Origin of the sequence: Methylorubrum rhodesianum (assembly GCF_014199985.1) — a bacterium.
Lineage (GTDB): Bacteria > Pseudomonadota > Alphaproteobacteria > Rhizobiales > Beijerinckiaceae > Methylobacterium > Methylobacterium rhodesianum.
Window position 1 is genome coordinate 347,429 of sequence record NZ_JACHOS010000004.1, and the last position, 16,541, is coordinate 363,969.

General features: G+C 68.1%; 13 protein-coding genes, 2 tRNA genes and 1 pseudogene. 7 read left to right on the top strand and 9 right to left on the bottom strand.

Features of this window, described 5'->3' with window-relative positions; all coding sequences use genetic code 11:
* The first annotated feature begins 24 nt into the window (after positions 1 to 24).
* The 4 genes from HNR01_RS08235 to egtD all read left to right on the top strand — a co-directional run bounded on the left by HNR01_RS08235 (position 25) and on the right by egtD (position 3,635).
* Positions 25 to 621 carry a DUF1989 domain-containing protein gene (locus tag HNR01_RS08235; protein ID WP_183667328.1) on the top strand — a complete coding sequence of 199 codons (597 nt, stop codon included), beginning with the start codon at positions 25 to 27 and terminating at the stop codon, positions 619 to 621.
* A 274-nt stretch (positions 622 to 895) separates the two neighbouring features.
* Complete coding sequence (gene gntA, locus HNR01_RS08240) at positions 896 to 1,651, top strand: guanitoxin biosynthesis heme-dependent pre-guanitoxin N-hydroxylase GntA (RefSeq protein ID WP_183667329.1); 756 nt, start codon at positions 896 to 898, stop codon at positions 1,649 to 1,651.
* A gap of 2 nt (positions 1,652 to 1,653) precedes the next feature.
* Complete coding sequence (locus HNR01_RS08245; protein ID WP_183667330.1) at positions 1,654 to 2,679, top strand: methyltransferase; 1,026 nt, start codon at positions 1,654 to 1,656, stop codon at positions 2,677 to 2,679.
* The gene (gene egtD / locus HNR01_RS08250; RefSeq protein WP_183667331.1) at positions 2,676 to 3,635 is read left to right on the top strand and encodes an L-histidine N(alpha)-methyltransferase; all 960 of its coding nucleotides are present in this window, start codon (positions 2,676 to 2,678) and stop codon (positions 3,633 to 3,635) included. Before HNR01_RS08245 ends, egtD begins: the two co-directional genes overlap by 4 nt.
* Positions 3,636 to 3,701: 66 nt before the next feature.
* Here egtD and HNR01_RS08255 read toward each other — a convergent pair whose 3' ends face one another.
* The 7 genes from HNR01_RS08255 to HNR01_RS08285 form a co-directional block, all read right to left on the bottom strand.
* Positions 3,702 to 4,940, bottom strand: a complete 1,239-nt coding sequence (locus HNR01_RS08255) for a glycosyltransferase (protein ID WP_183667350.1) — start codon at positions 4,938 to 4,940, stop codon at positions 3,702 to 3,704.
* 1,052 nt (positions 4,941 to 5,992) lie between these two features.
* Positions 5,993 to 6,068, bottom strand: a tRNA-Val gene (locus HNR01_RS08260).
* Positions 6,069 to 6,203: 135 nt separating this feature from the next.
* The gene (gene lon / locus HNR01_RS08265) at positions 6,204 to 8,627 is read right to left on the bottom strand and encodes an endopeptidase La (RefSeq protein WP_017485730.1); all 2,424 of its coding nucleotides are present in this window, start codon (positions 8,625 to 8,627) and stop codon (positions 6,204 to 6,206) included.
* A 267-nt stretch (positions 8,628 to 8,894) separates the two neighbouring features.
* Positions 8,895 to 10,166, bottom strand: coding sequence for an ATP-dependent Clp protease ATP-binding subunit ClpX (gene clpX, locus HNR01_RS08270; RefSeq protein WP_017485729.1), 1,272 nt, complete (start codon positions 10,164 to 10,166; stop codon positions 8,895 to 8,897).
* A 251-nt stretch (positions 10,167 to 10,417) separates the two neighbouring features.
* Positions 10,418 to 11,044 (bottom strand): ATP-dependent Clp protease proteolytic subunit, encoded by a 627-nt coding sequence (locus HNR01_RS08275; protein ID WP_017485728.1) that lies wholly within the window; start codon positions 11,042 to 11,044, stop codon positions 10,418 to 10,420.
* Between the two features lie 135 nt (positions 11,045 to 11,179).
* Positions 11,180 to 12,616, bottom strand: a complete 1,437-nt coding sequence (gene tig, locus HNR01_RS08280; RefSeq protein WP_183667332.1) for a trigger factor — start codon at positions 12,614 to 12,616, stop codon at positions 11,180 to 11,182.
* Positions 12,617 to 12,728: 112 nt separating this feature from the next.
* A tRNA-Leu gene (locus tag HNR01_RS08285) sits at positions 12,729 to 12,813 on the bottom strand.
* Positions 12,814 to 12,976: 163 nt separating this feature from the next.
* On the opposite strand from HNR01_RS08285, the gene HNR01_RS08290 reads away from it, so the two are divergent.
* On the top strand, positions 12,977 to 14,413 hold the full coding sequence (locus tag HNR01_RS08290; RefSeq protein ID WP_183667333.1) for a multicopper oxidase family protein: 1,437 nt from the start codon (positions 12,977 to 12,979) through the stop codon (positions 14,411 to 14,413).
* A gap of 6 nt (positions 14,414 to 14,419) precedes the next feature.
* On the opposite strand, the gene HNR01_RS27880 is transcribed toward HNR01_RS08290, so the two are convergent.
* Positions 14,420 to 14,545 (bottom strand): hypothetical protein, encoded by a 126-nt coding sequence (locus HNR01_RS27880; RefSeq protein ID WP_255538668.1) that lies wholly within the window; start codon positions 14,543 to 14,545, stop codon positions 14,420 to 14,422.
* Positions 14,546 to 14,575: 30 nt separating this feature from the next.
* Between HNR01_RS27880 and HNR01_RS08295 the strand changes: the two are divergent.
* Both HNR01_RS08295 and HNR01_RS08300 read left to right on the top strand, forming a co-directional pair.
* Positions 14,576 to 15,427 (top strand): annotated as a pseudogene (locus HNR01_RS08295) (efflux RND transporter periplasmic adaptor subunit).
* Between the two features lie 93 nt (positions 15,428 to 15,520).
* Positions 15,521 to 16,159 carry a hypothetical protein gene (locus HNR01_RS08300; protein ID WP_246417437.1) on the top strand — a complete coding sequence of 213 codons (639 nt, stop codon included), beginning with the start codon at positions 15,521 to 15,523 and terminating at the stop codon, positions 16,157 to 16,159.
* A 67-nt stretch (positions 16,160 to 16,226) separates the two neighbouring features.
* Here HNR01_RS08300 and HNR01_RS08305 read toward each other — a convergent pair.
* A partial coding sequence (locus HNR01_RS08305; protein ID WP_246417438.1) for a sugar phosphate nucleotidyltransferase occupies positions 16,227 to 16,541 on the bottom strand: 315 nt, incomplete at its 5' end.

Below are 16,541 nucleotides of genomic sequence, written 5' to 3' on the forward strand. Positions count from 1 at the left end.
CCGCTTCGAAGAAGAGAACGACAAATGAGCCGACCCGTGCGTCACGAGATCCCACCGCGGTCGGGGGCGGCCTTCACCCTCGATCGCGGCCAGCGCCTGACGGTGATCGACCCGCAAGGGGAGCAGGTGGCCGACCTCGTCGCCTTCCGCCGCGACGACCTCGACGAGGTCATCTCCTCGGGCCGCACCATCGATTACGCCTCGCGGATCTTCCTGACGACGGGAGACCCGATCTACTCCAACCGCTCGAACGTGCTCCTGCGCATCGTCGAGGACACGGTGGGCCGCCACGACTTCCTGCTCACGCCCTGCTCGGCCGAGACCTTCCGCATCATCTATGGGGACGAACACCCCCACCGGGGCTGTTTCGGCAACCTCGCCGCGGCGCTGGCCCCCTACGGCATCGTGCCGGACCGTATCCCGGTCGCCTTCAACGTCTTCATGCACGTCACCGTCGACGGGCAGAGCGGCGAGATCGCGGTGCGCCCGCCACTCAGTCGAGCCGGCGACCGGGTGAGCTTCGTGGCGGAGACGGATCTCGTGATCGGCCTGACCGCCTGCTCGGCGCTGCAATCGAACAACTTCTCCTTCAAGCCGATTCACTACGAGATCGAGTCTTAAGCCTCGTCGGGAAGATGTTTCCGCTCACCGATCAAACTCTGCGCCACGATGCCGCGGCTGATCAAGACAATCCGCAGGTGATCACCAAGGCCTAAGCCCGCCGTTATCCCCAAGCTTCGCGGAACAATGGCGGGGAGGCGAGGTTCCCCGCGCAGTTCACCTTCTCCGAGGGCCGGCGGACCGCGCGTCGGCCGGCTTTCCCATCGCGCTCTTCACCGAACCGGGCCGGCAGGTCCGGTCGCGACGTCCGCTTGCCCGCTTCACACGAGGTGTCATGCTGCTGCCCACCGACGACACCGGTCATCCGCTCGCCGAGCGCTTCCGGCACTTCATTCGTCAACAGCCCTTCCCCTGCGTCGGCGCCAAATCCGCGCTGTCCCGCGGCCAGCTCAAGGTCCTGGTCGCCCGCGATATCGCCTCCGATGCGGACGATGCGCGGATCTATCCGGCGATCCTCGCCTTCATCTGCCGCTACCGCGCCCGTCGCGACCAGTTCCAGAGCTTCGCGGTGGTCTTCGAGGAGTCCCGCCCCCTCACCGAAGAGGCCTTCGAGGCGGCCCTCTGGCGGCGGATGCAGTCGTTGTCCGACCGTGACAGCGGGCTCGGACATAGCCAGGATCCGCGGGTCTCGGCCGACCCGGACGACCCGCATTTCTCGATGAGCCTCGGCGGCGAGGGGTTCTTCATCGTCGGACTGCATCCCGGCGCGAGCCGCAAGGCGCGCCGCTTCGAACACCCCGTCTTGGTGTTCAATCTGCACGACCAGTTCGAGCGCCTGCGCGCGGAGGGACGCTACGAGCGGCTGCGCGACTCGATCGTCGAGCGCGATGCGGCTTGGGCGGGCTCGGTGAATCCGATGCTGGCCCAGCACGGCGAGCGCTCCGCCGCCCGTCAGTTCAGCGGGCGGGCTGTGCCCGACGATTGGGTCTGCCCGTATCGACGTCGGGAGCGGGCGGCACAGTGGGATGCGCAGCAGGTCGCGGCGGATCTCCGCTCGGGTGCCTTCGTCGCCGGACAGATGGAGGGCTGAGGATGACCATGGCCGACGTTCTGACCCACCCGGCGCGCCAGCCAGAGACCGACACCCGCGATGAGAAGACGGACGAGGCGCTTCTCGCCCTGGCCCGCGCCGTGCGCGACAGCGGCTATCGCTTCACCACGGTGACCCCCGCCACGCATGCCCGGGTCAATGCCCGGCCCGGGAACGCCCTCGCTCGATCCCTGCGCGACGTGCTGGGCTGGAGCCGCTCCTTCCGCGAGGGTCTGATCCCGGCCGAACTGACCGACCTGATGCGGCGGGCCGACGTGCTCGACCGGATGGAGGGTCCCGAAGGCGGCCTCCTGAAGGCGCGCATTCGTCTGTCGAGTCTCGACGACGAACTCTTCCTGCACGCCGCCTATCCGCCGCTCGCGGCGGATTCGGTCTTCTTCGGCCCCGACACGATGCGCTTCGCCGAAGCGGTTCTCACCCATCTCGAAGAGCGCGCCCGCACCGGGCAACCGGCCCCGCGGCGGGTCGCCGATATCGGCTGCGGCTCCGGTGCGGCGGGCATCCTCGTTGCCAAGCGCGTGCCGGAGGCCGAGGTCAACCTCGTCGACATCAACCCCGCCGCGCTGCGCGCGGCGGCGATCAATGCCCGCCTCGCCGGCGTCGAAAACGTTCGTCCCGTTCACAGCGACATGCTGAGCGGCCTGGAGGGCTCGTTCGACCTCATCGTCTCCAACCCGCCCTTCATGGTGGATGCCGGCGGGCGGGCCTATCGCCATGGCGGCGGGCCGCTCGGTGCCGGACTCTCTCTGCGCGTGGTCGAAGCGGCGGCCGAACGTCTGGCGCCCGGCGGCTCTCTCGTCCTGTTCACCGGCTCGGCCATCGTCGAGGGCGAGGACGGCTTTCGGACCGAGGCCAGCGGGATCTGCGCGGATGCCGGGCTCGACTGGTCCTACCGCGAGTTCGACCCGGACGAGTACGGCGAGGAACTCGACGATCCGGGCTACGCGGCGGCCGAGCGCATCGCGCTGGTCATCCTCACCGCGACCCGCCGGGCCGAAGCGCGATGAGTGCGGCGGAGAGCGCGGGAGAGAGCGGGCGGGACGAGCGCGCCGAGTTCCTGCGCGACGCGCTCGCCGGTCTTTCGGGACCTGGGAAGTCACTGCCCGGGAAGTATCTTTGGGATGAGACCGGCTCCGACCTGTTCGACCGGATCTGCGCGCATCCCGACTACTATCCGACGAAGCGCGAGATGGCGCTCCTGCCCCAGGTGGCCTCCGAGGTCGCTGCAATCGTCGGGCCCCGGGTCAGCGTCGTGGAGTTCGGCAGCGGCGCGAGCCGGAAGATCCGCACCCTGCTCGACGCCCTGGAGGCACCCGCCGCCTTCCTCGGCCTCGACATCTCCGGTGCCTATCTCGAAGCGGCGCTCCGGCGGCTCGCGCCGGACTATCCGGATGTCGCCATGACGCCGGTCGTTGCCGACTACTCGAAGCCGGTCCGCCTGCCGCCGGGGGCGGCGGAACCGCCGATCCTCGGCTTCTTTCCCGGCACCAGCATCGGCAACTTCACGCCGGAGCAGGCGGGCGGCTTCCTCGCACGCGCGCGTGAGACGCTGGGGCCGAGCCACTTCCTGGTGGGCGCCGACCCGACCCGCGATCCGGGCCGGCTGCGCCGCGCCTACGGCGAGGCGGACGGCCTCATGGCGGCCCTGCACCTCAACCTCCTCGACCGGATGAACCGGGAACTCGGCAGCGACTTCGATCGCGATGCTTTCCGCCACGAGGCGCGGCTCGCCGACGACCCGTTCCGGGTCGAGGCTCACCTCGTCGCCATCCGACCGGCCGCCTACCAACTCGGGGGCCGGACGATCCGCTTCGCGGCGGGCGAGAGCATCCGCACCGACACCTCCCACAAATACGCACCCGAGACCTTCCGGGCCCTCGCAACGGCGCAGGGCTGGGAGCCGATCCGCCTTTGGATCGACGACGACAGCGGCTTCAGCCTGCACCTGTTCCGGGCAGGATAAGGCGTCGTCGCGCAGCCGTGCTCACCGGCGTTCGGCCGAGACGCTGCCGCGTCGGTCCCCGATCTCTCACGCCCGAACCGGCGTGTCGGCGAGGAAGGTGAGGAGTGCGAGCCAGGTCGGCAGGCAGTGCCGACGCCGATCGTAGCGCTCGATGACCGTGCGCCGGGCCGCCTCGCGCAGGGGGCGCATCCGTTCCGGCATACGGCAGGCATTGATAAGTGCTTCCGCCAGCGCATCGGCGTCGAAGAAATCGCGGATGAGTCCGTTCACGCGGTCCCGCATCACCTCTCGCACGGGCGCGGTGTCGGAGGCGATCACGAGGCACTCGCAAGCCATCGCCTTCAGAAAGACCCGCGAGAGCGAGAACGGATAGGTGTAGGCGACATGGGCCGTCGCCACTGACAGGGCCGCCAGAATTTCGTCGTGCGAGAGGCGGTTGAGGAAGTGGACGCGCTCGTGATCGAGCCGGCCGTCGAGTTCGATCAACAGACGATTTTTCCACGTCTGCGCCGAGGCGCCCTTCGCCGCGGCGTCGCGGCGGCCATCGCTTCCGACGATCAGGATCTCGGCCTGAGGCACCGCTTCGAGCAGGCGTGGCAGAGCCCTCATGAAGGTTGGGAAGCCGCGCAACGGCTCCAGCTGTCGGGCGATGAAGGTGACGACGGGCCGCGCTTTGGTGAGGATGCGCCCGTTCGGCAGCCGCAGCGCGGCGTCGGGATCGTAGCGCACCACATCCGTATCGATGCCCTCGTGGATCACGCTGGCCTGCGCCCGCAGGGCGGGCGGCAGGAGGCTGCGCTGGAACTCGGTGGGGCAGACGAGCCGTTCCGCCTCGGCATAGGCCATGGCCAGCGCCGCGTTCCCCGCCCGATCGCGCAGCCGGTCTTCGAGGTTGGGCGGTCGCGTCCATTCCGGATCGAAACCCAGCGCATCGCCGTCCGCCCGGTAGTACGGCGCATAGGCGAGCCGGCGCGCTCGAGGGAAGATCTGATTCAGCAGCAACGATTCCCCTCGCCCCGGATGGCAGATGACGACCGCCGGATCGAAGCCGTGCTTGCGCAGGTCGATGGCGCATCGCAGGGCCGCAGTGGCGTTGATCAGCGCCGTTTCCATGGGATGGGCAAGTGGGAACAGCCCCGGCGTCGCCTTCCGCCCGGGTCGCCATCGAAGGATCGGCAGGCCATCGAGACCTGGAGCCCCCTCCCCGGCAATGGCTGCGCACCGGTGCCCCCGCTCCTGCAACGCCTCGGCGAGAAATCCGAACGAGCCCGGGAAGTGGTTATGAACGAACAGATAATCCGCCATTCCAGGGCTACGGCCCCCTCCTCTCGAGTCAGCCTCAACCGGCCGTCTCGGGCGCGTGCCGTCGATGACCCCACGGATTGAGCGGCTCAGGAAGGGCGATTCATCCGCGGCAGCGCTGCGGCGGCACGAAAAAGCGGGATCGATGCTCGCCGGCCGCCTGGTTGCCACCGGCGACAGTATGGTGTGTTCGAGACTTCTCCCATGGCGTTGCGCCAAGGCTGCGCCCTGACGGGCAATCGCGGCGCCGACGAAATTTGGGACGCTCAGTCAAGTCATCCGAGCGGTCTGCGGCTAGCCTCCCAGGGGATTTAGCCAAACCGCCCCGTGAACGATGAGCAATTTCGGAAGAGAGAACATCCGTTTCGGCCGCCCTCTGCGCGGACGGCACGAGGCCTGGATCCATCGCCGTTCGCCACGCCTCGTGCCGCTGCTGCTTCGCGCGCAAGCGAGGACGGACCGAACGGCTGCCGCAATCCTGAAGCCCGGTGACAACGACAACACGGCCGGGCAGGCCGCCCCGACCCTGCCCGAGCGGCACGGCTGGGAACCGTCCCTCGCCACCAAACAGGGCACGGGGTCCGTCTGACCGACCGCGCTGCAAGGCCTGTCAGCGCGGCGTCCTGCGCGCCTTCGCCCAAGACGCGAACAGATAACCGAGGCCGCTCACCCCCAGGATGCCGGCGATGATGCCGAGCCAGATCAGTCCGCCTTCCATGTCGTCCTCCGCTCGTGCCTGAAAGGGGAACGCGACCGAGCGCGTCCGTTTCAGTTCTGTATCGGGTCCGATGGAGAAGGGGCTGTACGCTCGGCAAAGAAGCCGATCGTCGGCACAGAACAGTCGAGCCGCCCGCCTCGGAATCGGCCACCGAGATGCTGAGCTGTCCAATCAGCTCATGCAGCGCGCGCGGTGGCGAGGAAGCGCCGCACCTCGGAGGAGAGGTGCTCGGCCCATCTCCCGTCTCGGCTAAGAAAACGGACAGGCATCGGCACTCAGAAGCGACCGTTTCAACGTGCCGTCCGAAGGAAGTCGCGCGCTAAGTGCCTGATCCGATTGGTGGGCGGTGAGGGACTCGAACCCCCGACCCTCTCCGTGTAAAGGAGACGCTCTACCAACTGAGCTAACCGCCCGAACCGGCGCCGCGCAGCGTTACGGAAGGGAACGCGGCCGCGCAAGACCGCCCGTGTTCCCTCGCCTGCGTCGCGAATGAAAAAAGCCCCCGAAGCAAGGCTCCGGGGGCTTCGATCATTGCAAGCGTCGCGGCATCAGTGGGCGATGACCGCCGCACCGTCCTCGTCGCGCTTCGGCGCCTTCGACGGGAGCGGCTCGTCCCACTCGATGGGCTCGGGCTGGCGCACGAGGGCGTGCTGCAGCACCTGATCCATCCGCGAGACGGGCACGATCTCCAGGCCGTTCTTCACGCTGTCGGGCACCTCGGCGATGTCCTTGGCGTTCTCCTCGGGGATCAGCACCGTCTTGATGCCGCCGCGCAGCGCGGCGAGCAGCTTCTCCTTCAGGCCGCCGATCGGCAGGACGCGACCGCGCAGCGTCACCTCGCCGGTCATCGCCACGTCGCGGCGCACCGGAATGCCGGTGAGCGTCGAGATGATGGCGGTGGCCATGGCGATGCCGGCCGACGGACCGTCCTTCGGGGTCGCCCCCTCCGGAACGTGGACGTGGATGTCCCGACGCTCGAACAGCGGCGGCTCGATGCCGAAGTCGATGGCCCGCGAGCGGACGTAGCTCGCCGCTGCCGAGATCGACTCCTTCATCACGTCGCGCAGGTTGCCCGTGACCGTCATCTTGCCCTTGCCGGGCATCATGACGCCCTCGATCGTCAGCAGCTCGCCGCCGACCTCGGTCCAGGCCAGACCCGTGACGACGCCGACCTGATCGTCCGCGTCGATCTCGCCGTAGCGGAACTTCGGCGGACCGAGGAATTCCGGCAGCGTCTCAGGATTGGCCTCGACCTGCTTCACCTTGGTGATCAGGATCTCCTTCACCGCCTTGCGGATCAGGTTGGAGATCTCACGCTCCAGGTTGCGGACGCCCGCCTCCCGCGTGTAGCGGCGGATGAGCATCATCAGGCCGTCGTCGGTGATCGACCACTCGTCGGTCCCGAGCCCGTGCTTCTTCACAGCCTCGGGGATCAGATGGCGGCGGGCGATCTCCAGCTTCTCCTCTTCGGTGTAGCCGGCGATACGGATCACCTCCATCCGGTCCATGAGCGGGCCGGGGATGTTGAGCGTGTTCGCGGTCGTCACAAACATCACGTTCGACAGGTCGTAATCGACCTCGAGGTAATGGTCGTTGAAGGTCGCGTTCTGCTCCGGATCCAGAACCTCGAGGAGCGCCGCGGACGGATCGCCGCGGAAATCCATGCCCATCTTGTCGATCTCGTCGAGCAGGATGAGCGGGTTCGAGGTCTTGGCCTTGCGCATCGACTGGACGATCTTGCCGGGCATCGAGCCGATATAGGTCCGGCGGTGACCGCGGATCTCGGCCTCGTCACGCACGCCGCCGAGCGACATCCGGACGAATTCGCGACCCGTGGCCTTGGCGATCGACTTGCCGAGCGAGGTCTTGCCGACGCCGGGGGGGCCGACGAGGCAGAGGATCGGGCCGGTGAGCTTGTTCGCCCGCTGCTGCACGGCGAGATACTCGACGATTCGGTCCTTGACCTTGTCGAGGCCGAAGTGATCCGAGTCGAGGATCGCTTGCGCGCCCAACAGGTCCTTCTTGATCTTCGAGCGCTTACCCCACGGGATGCCGAGCATCCAGTCGAGGTAGTTGCGCACGACGGTGGCCTCGGCCGACATCGGCGACATCTGACGCAGCTTCTTCAGCTCGGCGGTGGCCTTCTCGCGGGCCTCCTTCGTCAGCTTGGTCTTCTCGATCTTCTCCTCGAGCTCGGCCAGCTCGTCGCGGCCGTCCTCGCTGTCGCCGAGCTCCTTCTGGATCGCCTTCATCTGCTCGTTGAGGTAGTACTCGCGCTGGGTCTTCTCCATCTGCCGCTTGACGCGGGTCCGGATGCGCTTCTCCACCTGCAGAACGGAGATCTCGCTCTCCATCAGCGACAGCACGCGCTCCAGGCGCTGCGCCACCGTGGGGATCTCGAGGATCGCCTGCTTGTCGGCGATCTTGACCGCGAGGTGCGAGCCCACCGTGTCGGCGAGCTTGGACGGCTCGTCGATCTGCGTGACGGCGGAGACGACCTCGGGCGAGATCTTCTTGTTGAGCTTCACGTAGTTCTCGAACTCGGAGATCACCGAGCGGGCGAGCGCCTCGGCCTCGACGCGGTCGCCAAGATCGTCGGCGAGCGTGAGGGCACGCGCCTCGTAGTACTCATCGGAGCGGACGAACTCCTCGATCTGCGCGCGGCCGGCACCCTCGACCAGCACCTTCACGGTGCCGTCGGGCAGCTTGAGGAGCTGCAGCACGGAGGCGAGCGTGCCGATCGTGTAGATGGCATCGGTGGCCGGATCGTCGTCGCTCGCGTTGATCTGCGTGGCGAGCAGGATGTGTCGGTCCGAACGCACCGCCTCCTCGAGCGCGCGGATCGACTTCTCGCGGCCCACGAAGAGGGGCACGATCATGTGCGGAAACACGACGATGTCGCGCAGCGGCAGGACGGCGTAGGAGCCCGTCGAACCGGGAACGACCGGCTGGCGCGATTTCGACTGGGTCATGGGGTCTTCCCTTGATCTGTTGACGCCGGGCATTCGCTCCTCACTGGAGAGCAAGCATCCTGCCAGGTGCCGACCGGGCCGCGAAGGGTCGGAAGCGGATAATCAGATTGCGGCTGGTGGCGCAGGCCCGACCTTTCGGGGGAGTGAAGCGTAGGGCCCTGCGTTGAGCCTGAAGTGGTCGTTGCGGAGGGCGCTTTCAAGCGTGGGCCCCTCCGGAACGAAAAAGGGCCGCCGGCTCAAAACCGGGCGGCCCTCAGATTTCGCCGATCAGGCGCTGACGCTGGCCGGTGCGTCCTTGTTGCGGTCGCCGTGGATGAAGAGCGGCCGCGATTTGCCCTCGACCACCTCCGGGCCGATGACCACCTGTTCGACCGAGTCGAGGCCGGGCAGGTCGTACATCGTGTCGAGGAGGATGGTTTCCAGGATCGACCGCAGGCCGCGGGCGCCGGTCTTGCGCTCGATCGCCTTGCGGGCGACGAGGCTGAGCGCCTCGTCCTGGAAGGTCAGCTCGACGTTCTCCATCTCGAACAGCCGCTGGTACTGCTTGACCAGGGCGTTCTTGGGCTCCTGCAGGATCTTCTTGAGGGCCTCCTCGTCGAGATCCTCGAGCGTCGCCAGCACCGGCAGACGGCCGACGAATTCCGGGATCAGGCCGAACTTCAGCAGATCCTCGGGCTCCACCGAGCGGAAGATCTCACCGGTGCGCCGGTCGTCGGGCGCCTGCACGCTGGCGCCGAAGCCGATCGAGGTGCCCTTGCCGCGCTGGGAGATGATGCGCTCCAGCCCGGCGAAGGCACCGCCGCAGATGAAGAGGATGTTGGTGGTGTCGACCTGCAGGAACTCCTGCTGCGGGTGCTTGCGGCCGCCCTGCGGAGGCACGGAGGCGACGGTGCCCTCCATGATCTTCAGGAGCGCCTGCTGCACGCCCTCGCCCGAGACGTCGCGGGTGATCGAGGGGTTGTCCGACTTGCGGGAGATCTTGTCGATCTCGTCAATGTAGACGATGCCGCGCTGCGCCCGCTCGACGTTGTAGTCGGAGGCCTGGAGCAGCTTGAGGATGATGTTCTCGACGTCCTCACCGACATAGCCGGCCTCGGTCAGGGTCGTCGCGTCCGCCATGGTGAAGGGCACGTCGAGGATGCGGGCCAGCGTCTGCGCGAGCAGCGTCTTGCCCGAGCCGGTCGGCCCGATCAGCATGATGTTGGACTTCGCGAGCTCGACGTCGTTGTGCTTCGTCGCGTGGGCGAGCCGCTTGTAGTGGTTGTGCACGGCCACCGAGAGAACCTTCTTGGCGAAGTCCTGCCCGATGACGTAGTCGTCGAGGACGCGCCGGATCTCCTTCGGGGTCGGCACCCCGTCGCGGGACTTCACCAGCGAGGACTTCGATTCCTCGCGGATGATGTCCATGCACAGCTCGACGCACTCGTCGCAGATGAACACCGTCGGGCCCGCAATCAGCTTGCGAACCTCGTGCTGGCTCTTGCCGCAGAACGAGCAGTACAGCGTGCTCTTGGAGTCGTTGCCGCCTGTCTTGCTCATATCGGTCTCCGGTTCGCAGGCGCGGCCCCAGCCAGGAGGGCACGCGCGTCGATCATACGATGTAAGCGCATCCGCCTAAAGAAACAGTCACACCGGGCGGATGCGTCGGGATTGAGGCGCTCGAATCCCGATGCAATCATGCAGCCGGCTCGGGATCAACCGGGCAGCGCATCGGGGCGGGCGCCCAAAGGACGCATGACCCGACGTGGTCGGGATAGCGTGCCCTGGGCGCCTCAGGTTCCCCGCCGCCGTCAGGCCGCAGCCGGCTCGGGGCGCTTGTGCAGGATGTCGTCGATCAGGCCGAACTCCTTGGCCGCGTCGGCGGTCATGAAGTTGTCGCGCTCGAGCGCCTGATGGATCGTCTCGTAGTCGCGGCCGGTATGCTTCACGTAGATCTCGTTCAGGCGCTTCTTCAGCGCCTCGATCTCGCGGGCATGGATCAGGATGTCGGTGGCCTGGCCCTGGAAGCCGCCGGAGGGCTGATGGACCATGATCCGGGCGTTCGGCAGTGCGAAGCGGTGACCGGCCTCGCCGGCGGTGAGCAGGAGCGAGCCCATCGAGGCGGCCTGACCGACGCAGAGCGTCGTGACGGGGCAGCGGATGAACTGCATCGTGTCGTAGATCGACAGGCCCGAGGTCACTACGCCGCCGGGCGAGTTGATGTAGAAGGAAATTTCCTTCTTCGGGTTCTCGGCCTCCAGGAACAGGAGCTGGGCGACGATCAGCGACGCGCCCTGGTCCTCGACGGGGCCGGTGAGGAAGATGATCCGCTCGCGCAGGAGCCGGGAATAGATGTCGAAGGCACGCTCGCCGCGGCTCGACTGCTCGACCACCATGGGCACGAGCGAGTTGTGGAAGTAGTCGACCGGATCTCTCATATCAGCCCTCGGCTCCGGAGTCCGGCCCCGGGACGAATCGCCCGGGGCCGGTTGGTTACAGCGAACATGGCGAGCGTTAACGCCGCCTGATCTCTCTCAAGATCGCCGCCCGCCGCGGAGCCGGAGGGTCGGTGATCAGCCGGCAGCCTTGTCGGCCGCCGCCTCGTTGCTGGACTCGCTCGGCTTCTCGTCCGTCGCGGCCCCGCCGGTCACGGCGTCGGCCTCGTCGTCTTCGGCGAAGAGCGCCTCCTTGGAGACGGGCTCTTCGACGACCTGGACCTGACCGAGGACATGGTCGACGACCTTCTCCTCGAACAGCGGCGCGCGAAGCTCGGCGAGCGCCTGCGGATTGTTGCGGTAGAAGTCGTAGACCTGCTTCTCCTGACCCGGGAACTGCCGGATCCGGGCGAACAGGGCCTGATTGACCTCGTCATCCGAGACCTTGATATCGGCGGTCTCGCCGACTTGCGCAAGCACCAGCCCGAGGCGGACGCGCCGCTCGGCGATCTTGCGGTACTCCGCCTGGGAGGCCTCCTCGGTGGTGCCCTCGTCCTCGAAGGTCTTGCCGCGGTTCTTCAGGTCCTGCTCGACCTGCGCCCACACGGCGGCGAACTCCTGGTGGACCAGGCTCGGGGGCAGATCGAAGGCATACTTGCCGTCGAGCGCGTCGAGCAGCTCCTTCTTGAGCTTGCGCCGGGACTGCGCCTCGTAATCGGCGCCGACGGCCTTGGAGACGGCCTCCTTCAGCTTCTCCAGGTCGTCCATGCCGAAGCGCTTGGCGAGCTCGTCGTCGATCTTGGTCTCGCCGGGGGCGGCGACCACCTTCACGGTGACGTCGAACTCGGCGTCCTTACCGGCGAGGTGCTCGGCCTGATAATCGGCCGGGAAGGCGACCTTCACGAGACGGGTGTCGCCGACCTTGGCGCCGACGAGCTGGTCCTCAAAGCCGGGGATGAAGGTGTTGGAGCCGAGCTCCAGATCCACATCCTCACCCTTGCCGCCCTCGAACTCGGTGCCGTCGATGCGGCCGACGAAGTCGATGGTGACGCGATCACCGGACTGCGCTGCGGCGCCCTCCTCGCGGGGCTCGAAGGAGCGGCTGTCCTTGGCCATGCGCTCGAGCGTCTCGTTGATCTCCTCGTCCGAGGGCTTGAGCACGAGCTTCTTGATCGAGACATCGGAGAGGTCGGCGAGCTCGAAGCTCGGCAGCACCTCGAGCTTCACCTTGAAGGCGAGGTCGCCCTTGGCGTCGAGCGCGCGCTCGATGATGTTCTGCTCCTCGTCCTTCGGGAACTCGATCTGCGGCTCGAGCGCGAGGCGCAGGCCCTTGTCGGCGACGATCTGCTGGTTCGCCTCGTTGACGGCGTTCTGCAGCACGTCGGCCATCACGGACTTGCCGTAGACCTTGCGCAGGTGCGCGACCGGCACCTTGCCGGGACGAAAGCCCTTGATCTGGACCTTGCCCTTGATGTTCGAGAGCTCGGTGTTGAGGCGATCCTCAAGCTCGGTCGCGGGGAGGAGCACCTGAAACTCGCGCTTCAGCCCCTCGGAGGTCGTCTCGGTCACCTGCATCGTCGTTCGTCCGCTTTTTCTAAAAACCGCAATCTCGTCTTCGCGTGCCGCTGCGCCATGGGAGGGGTCCCGGCGGGAACCGATTCGGTCCCGGCGCCGGCCCGTACGGACTTGGTGCGGGCGGAGGGGCTCGAACCCCCACGTCTTGCGACACTGGAACCTAAATCCAGCGCGTCTACCAGTTCCGCCACGCCCGCGAGCGCCATCGACACGAGCCCGGACACCGGGCCGTCGAAGCGCGCGTCTATAGCACGCGCGCCCAAGGCCGCAGCAAAAAACTTGCGGAGGGGTTTGCCCGGTGGCGGGGCGGGCAGCGCCTGTCTACAACCCCTCTCCGATCCAGTGACGACGCGAGACCTCATGCGAAAGCCCGACCCGATGGCCCAGCCCGAGCCGGGATCGTTCTCGCGGCGCGACCTGCTCGCCGGCAGCGCCGCCCTCGCGCTGTTGCCCGGCGCCGCCGCGGCGCAGGCGCCCAGTAAGGCTGCGCCTCCGCAGCCGAAGGCGCTCAGGGCAGCGCCGGCCAAGCTCCGCCTGAAACCCGAGCCTGCCCCCGAGACGGAAGTGTGGCGGCTCGGCGAGGACGCGGCGCCGGTCCTGCGGATCAAGCTCGGCGAGCCGCTCCGCCTGCGCGTCGAGAACGGGACCGACCGCCCCCTCTCCCTACACTGGCACGGGGTGCGCAACCGCAACGCCATGGATGGCGTCGGCGGGGTCACCCAGGAGCCGATCAAGCCGGGCGACAGCTTCATCTACGAGTTCACGCCGCCCGACGCCGGCACCTTCCTGATCCGACCCCTCGTGGTCGGCGGGTCGAGCGAGCCCTCGGGCCGCGGCATCGCCGGCATGCTGATCGTGGAGGAGCCCTTCCCTCCCGCAGTCGATCAGGATCTCGCGCTGCTGCTGCAGGATTGGCGGCTCGACGAGGCGGGCGCGCTCCAGCCGTTCGGGCAGGTCGCCTTCGCCGCGGCGGCGGGGCGGCTGGGGAGCGTGGTCACCCTCAACGGCAGACCGATCCCGCTCAACCTCGAGGCCCGGCCGGGCAGCCGCCTGCGCCTGCGCCTGGCCAATGCCTGCAACGCCCGGAGCCTGCGCATCCGCTTCGACGGGCTGAAGGCGTATGTCGCGGCCGTTGACGGGCAGCCGACCGACACGTTCGAGCCGCTGAAGGCCACTCTGCCGCTCACGCCGGGCACGCGCTACGACCTCCTCCTCGACCTTCCGGCGCAGGCGGGATCGGCCGGCGCAATCACCGCGCTGATCGGCCAGGGGCTGCCGCTCGCGAATCTGACCGCCTCCGGCGAGCCGATGGCGCAAGCCGGCCGCGCCGCCATCGGCTCGATCCCCGAGAACAAGCGCCTGCCGAGCGAGATCCGCCTCCAGAGCGCCCTGCGCCGCGACCTCGTGCTGACGGGCGGCGTGCGGCCCGACAAGACCAAGCCCGGCACCGAGACGCCCTATTCCGGTGATCCGGCCAAGGTCTGGCAGGTCAACGGCGCGAGCGGCGCGGCGGGGGCCCCTCCCTTGTTCTCGGTCAAGCGCGGAGGAGTCGTGGTGCTGGCGATCCGCAACGACACCGGCTTCATCCAGAGCCTGCACCTGCACGGCCACGTCTTTCGCCTGCTGCACCAGCTCGACGACGGCTGGGAGCCCTACTGGCTCGACACGGTGCAGATCCCGGAGGGCCGCAGCGCCCAGATCGCTTTCGTGGCCGACAATCCGGGCCGCTGGCTCCTGGGCGCGACCGTGCTGGAACGGTTCGACACCGGGCTCTGGACGAGCTTCGAGGTGAGTTGACGCTCCTCACCGGGGCGGCGGGAACGTCCAGAAGAACGCGCCCGCGCGTCCGCCCTGGAGCGACGCCTGCCGCGGCAGAAAGCGGCACTCCGCCGCCAGGGCGGCCTCGCTCCAGCCGCTGCAGGAGATCATCTTCAGGGAGACCGGATCGTAATCGAGGCGATGCTCGGGCGGTGGATCTGCGCGGCGCTCGCGGCCCTCTGTCTCTCGGCCGGTGCGGCGGGCGCCCAGGACACCCGCGTCGATTGCGTGGTGGAGCCGGCGCAGAAGCTGAAGATCGGCTCGGCCACGCTCGGCATCCTCAAGAGCGTGCCGGTCAACCGCGGCGCCACGGTGAAGGCCGACGACATCATCGCCCGGCTCGATTCGAGCGTGGAGGAGGCCAACGTCGCACTGTCGCGGGCGCAGTCGGAATCGACGGCCAGCATCGAGGCGCAGCAGACCCGGGTCGAACTCTTCAGACGCCGCCTCGACCGCCAGAACCAGCTCTCGAAGGGCATCGTCACCCAGGAAAAGCTCGATCAGGTCGAGGCCGATTACGAGATCGGCCGGCGTGATCTTCAGACCGAGATCCTGAAGCACAAACTCGCCGGGATCGAGCTGCAGCGCGCTGAGGCGCAGCTCGAATTGCGGATGATCCGGAGCCCGATCCGCGGCATCGTCACCGAGCGGCTGATGTCGGCCGGCGAGTTCGTGCGCCAGGACAGCGCGATCTTCACCCTGGTCCAGCTCGATCCGCTCTACGTCGAGGCCTACCTGCCGGTGTCCCGCTAGAAGGAGATCACGCTCGGAATGCCGGCCACCGTCGAGCTCGACCAGCCGATCGGCGGCGCCTACGTGGCGAGGGTCAGCGTGGTCGATCAGGTGTTCGACGCGGCGAGCGGCACCTTCGGTGTGCGCCTCGAACTGCCGAATCCCGATTTCAAGCTGCCCGGCGGCCAGCGCTGCAAGGTCGCCTTCCCGCTTCCCCCCGCCGGCCCCCTCGCCACTGCCGCACCCTCCGGCAGCAAGTAGGGTCCGTTACGCCGGGGAAGAGGCTCCCGGCGCGATGGACCTTTGCCGGCCGGCGGCGTATTGCGCTGCACGATGGAGCGGACGTCGACACGGATGCTGACGTTGGGGCTTGCGGCGCTGGGAGCCGCTGTGCCGCCCGCGGATGCCGCTCAGGCGCAAGCGCAGACCGCCGGAACGGCTGCCGACACGAGCCGGGAGGCGCAGGATGGGTCCGGCGCGCGCGCCTTGATCGAAACGCTGAGCGCCCGCCTGCTCGCCGCACCGAGCGCCACCGCCGTCCTCGAAGCGTGGTGCGCCGAGCGCGGACTGAGCTCCGATCCCCGGATCGTCGCCGTGCGCGTCCTCGGCCCGGACAAGCCGGCCGGGGCCGCGCGACGCGAGCGGCTCGCCGTCGGGCCGGACGAGCCGGTGCGCTTTCGCCGGGTGCGGCTCACCTGCGGCGGCCATGTGCTGTCGGAGGCCGACAACTGGTACGTGCCCTCGCGCCTGACGCCGGGCATGAACGCAGCGCTGGACGGAACGCAGGTCCCCTTCGGCCACGTCGTGCGGCCCCTGGGTCCGAGCCGGCGCAACCGATCCCTGACGATGCTGTGGCGGCCCGAGACCGGCGGCCAGCCGGGGCCCGGCGAGCCGTTGTTCTCCGTCGAGGCGGTGCTCACGGCTGGCGGCGTGCCATTCTGCGAGGTCGCCGAAACCTATACCGGCGCGGTGCTGATCCAGGGCGATCGCTGATCGGATCGGGCAGCCCGCCGGGCGGCTTCGGCTCCGCCCGCCGTAACGCGATGACGAGGCGCGTCCGTCAAAAGTCCTGATCGGGCCGGCGGCCCTCGCGGGCAAGGCGCAGGAGGTTCTGGCCGTACTTAGTCTTGGCAAACAGCTCGCCGCGCGCCCGCAGCTGCTCGCGGCCGATGAAGCCCTGGAGATAAGCGATCTCCTCCAGGCAGGCCACCTGAAGCCCCTGCCGATGCTGCAGCACCCGCACGAACTCCCCCGCCTCCAGCAGGTTGTCGTGCGTGCCGGTATCGAGCCACGCATAGCCGCGGCTCATCCGCTCGACATGAAGCTGGCCGCGCTCGAGATAGGCCTGGTTGACGGAGGTGATCTCGAGCTCGCC

Excerpts from the sequence above, each read along its gene's own strand:
- egtD (WP_183667331.1), top strand. The coding sequence starts at position 2,676 with ATGAGTGCGGCGGAGAGCGCGGGAGAGAGCGGGCGGGACGAGCGCGCC.
- HNR01_RS27880 (WP_255538668.1), bottom strand. The coding sequence starts at position 14,545 with ATGATCTCCTGCAGCGGCTGGAGCGAGGCCGCCCTGGCGGCGGAGTGC.
- HNR01_RS08255 (WP_183667350.1), bottom strand. The coding sequence starts at position 4,940 with ATGGCGGATTATCTGTTCGTTCATAACCACTTCCCGGGCTCGTTCGGA.
- HNR01_RS08275 (WP_017485728.1), bottom strand. The coding sequence starts at position 11,044 with ATGAGAGATCCGGTCGACTACTTCCACAACTCGCTCGTGCCCATGGTG.
- HNR01_RS08245 (WP_183667330.1), top strand. The coding sequence starts at position 1,654 with ATGACCATGGCCGACGTTCTGACCCACCCGGCGCGCCAGCCAGAGACC.
- tig (WP_183667332.1), bottom strand. The coding sequence starts at position 12,616 with ATGCAGGTGACCGAGACGACCTCCGAGGGGCTGAAGCGCGAGTTTCAG.
- HNR01_RS08300 (WP_246417437.1), top strand. The coding sequence starts at position 15,521 with ATGCTGACGTTGGGGCTTGCGGCGCTGGGAGCCGCTGTGCCGCCCGCG.
- HNR01_RS08235 (WP_183667328.1), top strand. The coding sequence starts at position 25 with ATGAGCCGACCCGTGCGTCACGAGATCCCACCGCGGTCGGGGGCGGCC.
- gntA (WP_183667329.1), top strand. The coding sequence starts at position 896 with ATGCTGCTGCCCACCGACGACACCGGTCATCCGCTCGCCGAGCGCTTC.
- HNR01_RS08290 (WP_183667333.1), top strand. The coding sequence starts at position 12,977 with ATGCGAAAGCCCGACCCGATGGCCCAGCCCGAGCCGGGATCGTTCTCG.
- lon (WP_017485730.1), bottom strand. The coding sequence starts at position 8,627 with ATGACCCAGTCGAAATCGCGCCAGCCGGTCGTTCCCGGTTCGACGGGC.
- clpX (WP_017485729.1), bottom strand. The coding sequence starts at position 10,166 with ATGAGCAAGACAGGCGGCAACGACTCCAAGAGCACGCTGTACTGCTCG.